Genomic DNA, 11,638 nt, shown 5'->3' on the forward strand with positions numbered 1-11,638 from the left:
TTCCAGAACCAGCGCTACTGGCCCGACGCGCCCGCGGTGCGTGGCGGCGCGCCCGACCCGGGCGTGCGTCCCGCCGACCATCCGATGCTGGGCGGCGTGGTACCGCTGGTCGACACCGGTGGGCTGCTCCTCACCGGTCTGCTCTCACGGGGCTCACAGCCCTGGCTCGCCGACCACGCGGTCGGTGGTGCCGTACTGCTGCCCGGTGCCGTGTTCCTCGAGCTGGCCGTCCAGGCCGCGGACCAGACCGGCTGCGACGAGGTCGCCGAGCTCACCCTTGAGGCGGCCCTGGTCGTTCCCGAGCACGGCGGCGTCCACGTGCAGGTCGCGGTGGGTCCGCCCGACGGCGCGGGCCGGCGCTCGCTGGCCGTCTACGCGCGTCCGGACGGTCGAGGTCGGCCGGGGGACCCGGAAGGGCCGCAGGAGCCGTGGGCCCGGCACGCCCGGGGCGCGCTCGCGGTGCGGGCCCCGGGCGGCGTCGCCGCGGACCCGGCGTTCGACCTGGTCGTGTGGCCGCCGAGCGGAGCGCGTCCCGTCCCGGTCGACGACCTGTACCCGCGCCTCGCCGCGGCGGGCGTGGACTACGGCCCGGCCTTCCACGGGGTGCGTGCGGTGTGGCGCCGCGATGCGGAGCTGTTCGCCGAGGTCGGCCTGCCCGAACCGCTGCGGGGGACGGCCCGGCGGTTCGCCCTGCATCCGGTGCTTGTCGACGCCGCCTTCCAGCCGCTCGTGCTCGATCCGGAGCTGGGGGCGCGGCGGCTGCGCCCGTTCTCCTGGAGCGCCGTCCGCGTGCTCGCGGACGGCGCGTCGACGCTGCGCGTGCGGCTGTCGCCGGCCGGCGCCGACGAGGTGGCCGTGACTCTCGCCGACGGCACGGGCCAATCGGTCGCCGAGGGCACGCTGGCACTCCGGCCGGCCTCCCCGGCACCCGTGGTGGCACCCCCGGGGCCGCCGCCCGCGGCAGCCGCGCCGGTGCCGGTCATTCCGGCCCGGCGGGCCGCCGCGGACGCGGACCAGCCCGACACCTCCTCGTTCGCCCGGCGGCTGACCGGCCTCGCCGGGCCCGACCGGGAGCAGGCCCTGCTGGAACTGGTCCGTGGGCAGGCGGCCGCGGTGCTCGGCCACGAGGGTGCGACGGCCGTCGCGGATGACCGCGCGTTCCGCGATCTCGGCTTCGACTCGCTCAGCGGGGTCGAGCTCCGCGACCGGCTGACCGCCGTCACCGGGCTGCGCCTGCCGGCCGCGCTGGTCTTCAACCATCCGACGCCGCGGGCCCTGGCCGGCTATCTGCGGGCCGGGCTCGAACCGGGACGGGCGGGCACCGCCGCCGCCCTGGCGGAGCTGGACCGCCTCGAAGCCGCGCTCGGCATGGCCGCAGAGGGCGACCGGTCCGTGCTCACCGAGCGGCTGCAGGCCCTGCTTTGGCGGTGGGCCGACACCCCGGCCGCGCCCGCCGGCGGCACGTACGTCCCCGACGGGGAGGACGGCGACGACTTCGAGTCGATGACCGACGACGAGATGCTGGAGGTGATCGACCGGGAGCTCGGCGCGCTGTGACCCGTCCGCCCTGATCAGCCCGACGCTGGGAGACCTGACCGATGTCCAGTGCCAACGAGGATCGGCTCCGGGAGTACGTCAGGAAGATCATGACGGATCTCCGGCGGACACGGCGGCGGCTGAGCGATCTCGAGGCCGCCGCGCACGAGCCGATCGCGATCGTCGGGATGGGCTGCCGCTACCCGGGCGACGTCCACTCGCCCGAGGACCTGTGGGAGCTCGTCGCCACCGGCCGGGACGCGATCACCGGTCTGCCGGCCGACCGCGGCTGGGACCTGCCGGCCCTCTACGACCCGGACGGCACCCGGCCCGGCACGACCTACACCCGCCACGGTGGCTTCCTCCACGACGCCGCCGACTTCGACGCGGAGTTCTTCGGGATCTCGCCGCGGGAGGCGCTGGCGATGGACCCCCAGCAGCGGCTCCTGCTGGAGGTCGTGTGGGAGACGGTCGAGCGGGCCGGCATCGATCCGTCCGCACTGCGGGGCAGCGGGACGGGAGTCTTCGTCGGCAGCATCTACCAGGACTACGTCTCCCGGCTGCGTGACGTCCCCACCGAGGTCGAGGGCTACCTGAGCACCGGCGGCGCCAGCAGCGTGCTGTCCGGCCGGGTCGCCTACACGCTCGGGTTGGAAGGCCCCGCCGTCACCGTCGACACCGCCTGCTCCTCCTCGCTGGTGGCGCTGCACCTGGCGGCGCGGGCGCTGCGCGGCGGCGAGTGCGCCCTCGCGCTGGCGGCCGGCGTCGCGGTGATGTCCACCCCGCTGGTCTTCACCGAGTACGGCCGCCAGCGCGCGCTGTCCGCGGACGGCCGCTGCCGCGCGTTCGCCGCGGGCGGTGACGGCTTCGGTCTCGCCGAGGGTGTCGGCGTCCTGCTCCTCGAACGCCTCAGCGACGCGCGGCGGCTGGGGCATCCGGTGCTCGCGGTGGTGCGGGGCAGCGCGGTGAACTCCGACGGCGCGTCCAACGGACTGACCGCGCCCAACGGTCCCGCGCAGGAACGGGTGATCCGTCAGGCGCTGGCCGACGCCCGGCTCACGCCGGATACCGTCGACGCCGTCGAGGCGCACGGCACCGGGACGGCACTGGGCGACCCGATCGAGGCGGACGCGCTGCTGGCGACCTACGGGCGCGGCCGGCCGGCGGACCGGCCGCTGTGGCTCGGGTCGCTGAAGTCGAACATCGGGCACGCGCAGTCGGCCGCGGGGGTCGGCGGCGTGATCAAGATGGTCCTCGCGCTGCGTCACGGGGTGCTGCCCCGGACCCTGCACGTGGCCGAGCCGACGGCCGCCGTCGACTGGGCCGCTGGCGACGTCCGGCTGCTCACCGGGGACGTCGACTGGCCGCGGACGGACCGCCCGCGGCGGGCGGGAGTCTCGTCGTTCGGCGTCTCGGGCACGAACGCGCACGTGATCGTGGAGGAGCCCCCCGCGCCCGAACCGGAGCCTGAGCCGGAACCCGAGACCCAGCCCGAGGCCGAGCCCGAGGCCGGGCCCGGACCGGTCGGAGAAGGCGGCGCCGGCTCGGGGGCCGGGGCCGCGTCCCGTCCCGCACCGGTGCCCACCGAGGCGGTGCCGTGGGTTCTGTCGGCGCGTTCGGAGCCGGGGCTGCGCGCCCAGGCCGGTCGCCTGGCGGCCTTCCTGCGGCCGGGTCCCGGCTCGGTCGCCGACGTGGGCTTCTCGCTGGTGCGGGGGCGGGCGGCGCTCGAACACCGGGCGGTGGTGCTGGGCGCCGACCGGCACGCCGCGCTGGGCGCGCTGGCCGGGGGTGAGCCGGCGGCGGATCTGGTGTGCGCGAGCGCGAGTGATGGCGCGGGCGGCGGTGACGGCCGGGTGGTGTGGGTGTTCCCCGGGCAGGGCGCGCAGTGGTTGGGCATGGGGGTGGAACTGCTCGATTCTTCCGCCGTGTTCGCGCAGCGGGTGGCGGAGTGCGACCGGGCGCTGGCCGGTTTCGTGGACTGGTCGGTGGTGGACGTCCTGCGCGGCGTCTCGGGCGCGGGATGGCTGGAGCGGGCCGAGGTGGTCCAGCCGGTGTCGTGGGCGGTGATGGTGGGCCTGGCGGCGGTGTGGGAGTCGTGGGGAGTACGGGCGGATGTGGTGCTGGGGCACTCGCAGGGGGAGATCGCCGCCGCCTGCGTGGCGGGGGCGCTGTCGGTGCCGGACGCGGCCCGGGTGGTCGCCGTCCGCGGCCGGCTGATCGCCGCCGAGCTGGCCGGGGGCGGGGGCCGGGCGGGCGCTGTTGGAGACGCCGGGGGAATGGTGTCGGTGGCGTTGCCGGCGGCGGAGGTGGAGGGGTTCCTGGAACGGTGGGACGGGCGGGTGGAGGTGGCGGCCGTCAACGGCCCGGCGTCGACGGTGGTGGCCGGCGAGACCGCGGCGCTGGAGGAGGTCGTCGCGTTCTGCGCGGCTCGCGGCGCGCGGGCCCGGCGGGTCGCGGTGGACTACGCCTCGCACACCTCCCGGGTGGAGCCGCTGCGGGCGAGCCTGCTGCGGGAGCTGGCGGGCCTGCGGTCCGCGGCTCCGCGCATCCCCTTCCTCTCGACGGTGACGGGCCGACGGATGACGGAGCCCGGTGAGCTGGACGCGCCGTACTGGTTCGACAACCTGCGGTCGCCGGTGCTGTTCGCGCCGGCTGTCCGGGAGCTGCTGGACGAGGGCTGCCGGTTCTTCCTGGAGGTCGGCGCGCATCCGGTGCTGACACCGGCGGTGGCGGAGAGCGCGCTGGCCGCCGGAGCGGACGGCGCCGTCGGGGTGGGATCGCTGCGCCGCGACGACGGCGGCCTTCGGCGCCTGTCCGCGAGCGCCGCCGAGCTGTGGGTGCGGGGCGCCGAGGTCGACTGGGGACCGCTGGTCGCCGCCGGCCGGCGGGTGGACCTGCCGACCTACGCCTTCCAGCACCGCCGCTACTGGCTGGGCGCCGGTGCGCCGGCGGAACCGGCCCAGGAGGCTGACCCGACCGCGGGATCGCTGTTCCGGACGGAGTGGATCCCGCTGCCGGTGGCCCCCGAGGTGACACCGGCGCGCGCCGCCCTCCTTGGAACCGGCGGCCCCGGCCGGGCGGCCGCGTTCGTTACCCCGGCGGACTGGGATGCCTCGGTGCTCCGTGACGAGCTGGCCGCTCTGGCCGCGGCGGGTGGTCCGGCCCCCGACCGGGTGGTCGTCGGCCTGCCGCAGGCGGCCGCCGCCGGTCCGACGGGCGCCGACCCGGTCAGCCTCGGCCCGGTGCGCGCCGATTCCGTCGGCCTCGATCCGGTTGGCGTGGTGCACGGCGCCGTGCGGTGGGCGCTGTCGCTGATCCAGGCCTGGCTGGCTGACGACCGTCTCGCCGCCGCCCGGCTGGTGCTGACGACCCGCGGGGCGGTGGAGGGGGAGCCCGGCGGGCAGGTCACCGATCTCGCAGCCGCCGCGGTGTGGGGGCTGGTGCGCTCGGCGGAGTCCGAGCATCCCGGGCGGTTCGTCCTGCTCGACCTGGACGACGACGAGGACTCCGCGGCCGTCGCGCCCGCCGCGGTCACGGCCGCGCTGGCGGCGGGGGAGCCGCAGCTCGCCCTGCGCGCCGGTCGCGCGTTCGTACCGAGACTCGCGCCAGCCGCGCCAGCCGGCCCGGCTGGTGACGGCGTCCGCTGGGACCCGGCGGGAACCGTGCTGATCACCGGTGGGACGGGCACGCTCGGCGGGCTGGTCGCCCGGCACCTGGTCACCCGGCACGGCGTGCGCCACCTGCTGCTGGCCGGGCGGGGCGGGCGCGCCCCGGAGCTGGTCGCGGAGCTCACCGAGCTCGGGGCGAGCGTCACCGTGGCGGCGTGCGACGTGGCCGACCGCCGGGCGCTGGCCGACCTGCTCGCGGCGGTTCCCGCCGGCCGTCCGCTGCGGGCGGTCGTGCACGCCGCGGGAGTGCTCGACGACGGCGTCGTCACAGCCCTGACGGGGGAGCGGGTCGACGCCGTCCTGCGGCCCAAGGCCGACGCGGCGCTGCACCTGGACGAGCTCACCGTGCATCTCGACCTGTCCGCCTTCGTGCTGTTCTCCTCGGCCGCGGCGCCCTTCGGCAGCGCCGGCCAGGGCGCCTACGCGGCGGCGAACGCGCTCCTGGACGCGCTCGCCGCGCGGCGGGCCGCCCGTGGGCTGCCGGCCGCCTCGCTCGCCTGGGGGCTGTGGGCGCGGCGCAGCGCGCTGACGGCCGGGCTCGGTTCCGCCGACCTGCGCCGGATGGCCCGCACGGGGATGCGCCCGCTGGAGACGTCCGAGGCACTCGACCTGTTCGACCGGGCGCTGGCCGGGTGGCCGCCCACCCCGGGCGGCCCCGGCGCCGCTCCTGCCGTCCGGGACGCCGCGCTGGTTCCGGTGGGCCTCGACGGCGCCACGCTGCGCGCCCACGCGGCGGCCGGGACGCTCCCGGTGCTCCTGCGGGGTCTCGTCCCCGTCGCGGCGCAGGGCGACCAGACCGGGGCGGCGGGCACGGCCACCGGTCCGGGCGCGGTCGTCGGGCTGGCCGCGTTCACAGCGCCGGGCGCGTTCGCCCCGGCGGGTGCGTCGGACGGCCTGGTCCGCCGCCTGCGCGAGGTGTCCGCGCCCGAGCGGCACGACCTGCTCGTCCAGCTTGTCCGGGCGCACGCCGCGGCGGTGCTCGGACACGCCGCGGCCGAGGCGGTCGGCCCGTCCCGGGCGTTCAAGGACGCCGGCTTCGACTCACTGACCTCGGTGGAGCTGCGCAACCGGCTCGCCGCGGCGACCGGCCTGCGCCTGCCGGCGACGCTGCTGTTCGACCATCCCACCCCGGTGGCCGTCGCCGACCGGCTGCGGGCCGTCCTGCTGGACGACGCGCCGGACGCGCCGCCGGCGGCCGTGTCCCCGCCGCCGTCCCGGCACGCCGACGACGACGGCTCGGACGATCCGGTCGTGATCGTGGGCATGGGGTGCCGGTACCCGGGTGGGGTGTCGTCCCCGGCGGAGCTGTGGCGACTGCTGGCGGACGGCGTCGACGCGGTCTCGGACTTCCCGGTCGACCGCGGCTGGGACGTCGACGGGCTCTACGACCCGGAGCCCGGCCGTCCGGGCCGGTGCTACGTGCGGGAGGGCGGCTTCCTGCACGACGCGGGTGACTTCGACGCGGAGTTCTTCGGGATCTCCCCGCGTGAGGCGCTGGCCATGGACCCGCAGCAGCGGCTGCTGCTGGAGGTGTCCTGGGAGGCGCTCGAACGGGCCGGCCTCGACCCGTCGTCGCTGCGCGGAACCCCGACCGGGGTGTTCACCGGCCTGAGCTACCACGACTACGCCGCGGGCTCGCGGGCCGGGCAGGACTCGGAGGGCTACCTGCTCACCGGCAGCGCGGGCAGCGTCGCGTCGGGCCGGGTGGCGTACACGCTGGGCCTGGAGGGGCCGGCGGTGACGGTCGACACGGCGTGCTCGTCCTCGCTGGTGGCGCTGCACCTGGCGGTGGGCGTGCTGCGCTCCGGCGAGTGCACGCTGGCGCTCGCCGGCGGCGTCACCGTGATGGCCGGCCCGACGACCTTCGTCGAGTTCTCCCGGCAGCGGGGGCTGGCCCGCGACGGCCGGGTCAAGGCGTTCGCCGCGGCGGCGGACGGCACCGGATGGGGCGAGGGCGTCGGCGTCCTCGTGGTGGAGCGGCTCTCCGCGGCGCGGCGGCGCGGGCACCGGGTGCTGGCGGTGGTGCGGGGCAGCGCGGTCAACCAGGACGGTGCGTCGAACGGCCTGACGGCGCCGAACGGCCCGGCGCAGCAGCGGGTGGTGCGGGCGGCGCTGGCCGACGCGGGGCTCGGCCCGGAACAGGTCGACGTGGTCGAGGCGCACGGGACCGGGACGGTGCTGGGCGACCCGATCGAGGCGCGGGCGCTGCTGGCGACCTACGGGCAGGGCCGGCCGGCGGGCCGCCCGCTGTGGCTGGGGTCGGTGAAGTCGAACATCGGGCACACGCAGGCGGCCGCCGGGGTGGCCGGGATCATCAAGATCGTGGAGGCGCTGCGGCACCGGTCGGTGCCGAGCACCCTGCACGTGGACGCGCCGTCGCCGCGGGTCGACTGGGCCGCGGGCGCGGTGCGGGTGGCGACCGAGCCGGTCGCGTGGCCGCGGGAGGCGGGGCGGCTCCGCCGGGCGGGGGTGTCCTCGTTCGGGATCAGCGGCACCAACGCCCACGTCATCCTCGAGGAGGAGACCGACCACCCGGACGACGCGGCCGCGGACCCGGGGCCGCCGGTGGGCACCGCCCCGGCGGTCGTGCCGTGGCTGGTCTCCGCGCACTCCGAGGACGCGCTGCGGGCGCAGGCCGCGCGCCTGACGGCCCACCTCACCGGCGCTCCCGCCGCCGGGCCCGAGCTCGCGGCGGACGTCGGGTTCTCGCTGGCGACCGGCCGGGCCGCGCTGGCCTGCCGGGCCGTCGTCGTCGCGGACGACCTGGCGGGCGCGTCGCGCGGGCTGGCCGCGCTCGCGCGGGGCACGGCCGCCGCCGGGATCGTCCGCACCACGGTCCGGTCGCCGGGCCGGACGGCGATGCTCTTCACCGGTCAGGGCTCGCAGCGCCCCGGCATGGGCCGGGAGCTGTACGAACGCTTCCCGGCGTTTGCGCGCGCCTTCGACCTCGTCCGCTCGCACCTTGATCCGCACCTGGACCAGCCACTCGACGAGGTGCTCGCCGACGGGCCGCTGCTGGACCGCACCGACCACACCCAGCCCGCGCTGTTCGCACTCGAGGTCGCCCTGCACGACCTGCTGCGCTCCTGGGGCGTCGCCCCGGACTTCGTCGCCGGGCACTCCGTCGGTGAGATCGCCGCCGCCCATGTCGCGGGGGTGCTCTCGCTGGCAGACGCGTGCGCCCTGGTCACGGCACGCGGCCGTCTCATGGCGGAGCTCCCCGCGGGTGGGGCGATGGTCTCCGTACAGGCAACCGAGCGGGACGTCCTGGCATGGCTGGCCGAGGAGGAGGATCAGGCGGACCCGCCGGGCCCCGGCCGGGTGGGGATCGCCGCTGTCAACGGCCCCGACTCCGTCGTGATCAGTGGTGACGAGGACGCGGTGACCGCGCTCGCCGCCCGCGCCGAGGCCCTCGGACGCCGTACCCGCCGGCTCCGGGTGGCGCACGCGTTCCACTCCTCGCGGATGGACCCCATGCTGGCGGCCTTCCGGGAGGTCGCGGCCACGTTGCGGTACCAGGCGCCGGCCGTCCCGGTCGTCTCCACGGTGACCGGGCGGATCGCGTCCGCCGAGCAGCTGTGCGACCCCGACTACTGGGTGCGGCAGGCCCGCCAGCCGGTGCGCTTCGCCGACGCCGTCGCCTGCCTGCACGAGCGGGGGGCGACGACCTTCCTGGAGCTGGGGCCGGCCGGAGTGCTCTCCGGGATGGGACGCCAGTGCCTGGTGGACGGTGCCGCGGTGTTCGTCCCGGCGCTGCGGGCCGGCCGTCCCGAGGAGCACAGCCTGGTGACGGCGCTCGGCGAGGCGCATGCCAACGGCACCGGTGTCGACTGGGCTGCGTTCTTCGCGGGGGCACGGGTGATCGACCTGCCCACCTACGCCTTCCAGCGGCGGCGGTACTGGCTCGCCCCCGCGGCCGGTCCCGCCGGGTCGGGCGGCGCGGGGGTGTCGGCGGAGGACACCGCCTTCTGGGACGCGGTGGCGCGCGCGGATCTCGGCGCGCTGGCCGGCACGCTGGGCGTCGACGAGGACGCGCCGCTGCGCGCCGTGCTGCCGGCGCTGGCGTCCCGGCACCGGCGGCGGCGCGCGGCGGCCGACCTGGACGACCTGGTGTACCGGACGGTCTGGACGCCGCTGACCGTCTCCGCGCCGTCCGCGCTGTCGGGAACCTGGCTGGTGGTGGCCCCGGCCGGGCCAGCCGCCGGCGGCCTGGTCACCGAGTGCGCCGAGGCGCTGGAACGCCGGGGCGCCCGGGTGGTGCGGCTCACGGTGGGCGGCGCGGACATCGACCGGCGGCGGCTGGCCGGCCGCCTCGCCGAGTTCGTCGGGACGTCCACGCCCGGCGCCGCCGGTGCCGGTGCCGGTGCCGGTGCCGACACCGATGGTGCTGGCGTGGTCCGCGGGGTGCTGTCGCTGGTCGCCCTCGACACGGCGCCGCTCCCGGCCCATCCGGGGCTGCCCGCCGGACTGGCTGGCACCGTCGCGCTCCTGCAGGCGCTCGGCGACGCCGGTGTGGCCGCCCCGCTGTGGTGCGCCACCCGGGGGGCGGTCTCGACCTGGGGCACCGACCCGGTCACCGACCCGGAGCAGGCGCAGGTGTGGGGCCTCGGCCGGGTCGCCGCCCTGGAGACGCCGGCGCGGTGGGGCGGGCTGCTGGATCTGCCGCGCTCCCTCGACGAGCGCTCGGCCGAGCGGCTGGTGGCCGTGCTGGCCGGCACCACCGGCGAGGATCAGGTCGCGCTGCGGACCGCCGGGGCCTTCGGTCGGCGGCTGGTGCGCGCCGGCACCGGCGCGGGCGAGCGCCGATGGCACCCGCGGGGCACGGTGCTGATCACCGGCGGGACCGGTGCGCTCGGCGCGGCGGTCGCCCGCTGGTGCGCCGCGCAGGGCGCCGAGCGGCTGGTGCTGACCAGCCGGCGCGGGCCGGCCGCGCCGGGCGCCGCGGAGCTGGCGGAGGAGCTCGCCGTGCACGGCTGCCAGGTCACGGTGGCCGCCTGCGACGCGGCGGACCGGGCCGCGCTGGCCGGTGTTCTCGCGGCAATTCCGGCGGAATGCCCGCTCACCGCGGTCGTGCACGCCGCCGGCGCCGGCACCGGCGGCGTGCTGGAGGAGACGACCCCGGCCGGCCTCGCCGCCGTCGTCGCGGGCAAGGCCGCCGGCGCGGCCCACCTGGACGAGCTGCTGGGCGACCGGCCGCTCGACGCCTTCGTGCTGTTCTCCTCGATCGCGGGCACCTGGGGGAACGCCGGGCAGGGCGGCTACGCGGGCGCGAACGCCTACCTGGACGCGCTCGCCGAGCACCGCCGGGCCAGGGGCCGGCCCGCGACCTCGGTGGCGTGGGGAGCCTGGGCCGGCGCCGGGATGGCCGACGAACCCCGGGTCCGCGAGCGGCTGGCCCGGCACGGCCTGCCCGCGCTGGCCCCCGACGAGGCGCTGCGCGCGCTGGCCGAGGTGGTCGGCGGGCAGGAGCCCTGCGTCGCGCTGGTCAGGGTGCTCTGGGATCGGTTCGTCGCGGCGTTCCCCGCCGCCCGCCCGACCCGTCTCGTCGACGAGATTCCCGAGGCGCGCGCGGCGCTCGCCGGCATCCCCGGCGGCGGCACCGGTCTCGGGGGTGCCGTGGGCGGCGACAGCGCCGCGGCGTCGGAGAACGGCGGACCGCGGGCGGCGGGCGGGGCGTCGCTGCGGGAACGGCTCGGCGCCATGCCCGAGCACAGCCGGCACCGCGTCGTCCTGGAGCTGGTCCGGACGGAGGTCGCCGCGGTGCTCGGGCACGCGTCGGCCGAACAGATCCCGGCGGACCGGGCGTTCACCGATCTCGGTTTCGACTCCCTCGCCTCGGTCGAGACCCGCAACCGGCTCGGCCGTGCCACCGGGGAGCGGCTGCCCGCCACGGTCGTTTTCGACCATCCCACGCCGGACGCGCTCGCCCGGTACCTGCGCGGCCTGCTGCTGCCCGCCGAGGCGGTGGCGGACCCGGTGCTCGCCGGCCTCGGCAGCCTCGAGGCGGCGCTGGCCGCGGCGGAGCCCCCCGACGAGGTGCGGGCCTCGGTCGAGACCCGGCTGCGGGCCATCCTGCGCTCGCTCGCCGGGGCCGGGTCCGCCGGGCTGGACGAGGCGAGTGACGAGGAGATGTTCGATCTGCTCGGCAAGGAGTTCGGTTTTTCCTGAGTTCCCAGCCATCCCAGGACACCGCATCGATGCCCGAGGGCCAGGAGGAAGCTCGCATGTCGAACGAGGACCGGCTGCGCCATTTTCTGAAGCAGGCGACAGCCGAGCTTCGTCAGGCCACCCAGCGGGTGCGCGAGCTGGAGGAGGCCGACCGCGAGCCGATCGCGATCGTGGGAATGGCCTGCCGTTTCCCGGGCGGGGTGTCGTCCCCGGAGCAGCTGTGGGACGTCGTCTCCGGCGGGCACGACGCGGTGTCGGAGTTTCCG

General features: G+C 77.5%; 3 protein-coding genes. All 3 read left to right on the top strand.

All coding sequences use genetic code 11. From position 1 onward, the window contains the following. Positions 1-1,557: polyketide synthase dehydratase domain-containing protein (locus E0504_RS50090; RefSeq protein WP_207974759.1), on the top strand; the 1,557-nt coding region annotated here is incomplete at its 5' end. 41 nt (positions 1,558-1,598) lie between these two features. Beyond that, positions 1,599-11,372: a type I polyketide synthase gene (locus E0504_RS50095; protein WP_131628174.1), complete on the top strand. Its 9,774-nt coding sequence runs from the start codon at positions 1,599-1,601 to the stop codon at positions 11,370-11,372. Between the two features lie 56 nt (positions 11,373-11,428). Next, positions 11,429-11,638 (top strand): beta-ketoacyl synthase N-terminal-like domain-containing protein (locus E0504_RS50100; protein WP_207974760.1); only part of this gene is annotated, 210 nt, incomplete at its 3' end.

It is taken from the genome of Parafrankia sp. BMG5.11 (assembly GCF_004337455.1).

Coding starts and splice junctions, on each gene's coding strand:
- E0504_RS50095 (WP_131628174.1), top strand. CDS start 1,599: ATGTCCAGTGCCAACGAGGATCGGCTCCGGGAGTACGTCAGGAAGATC.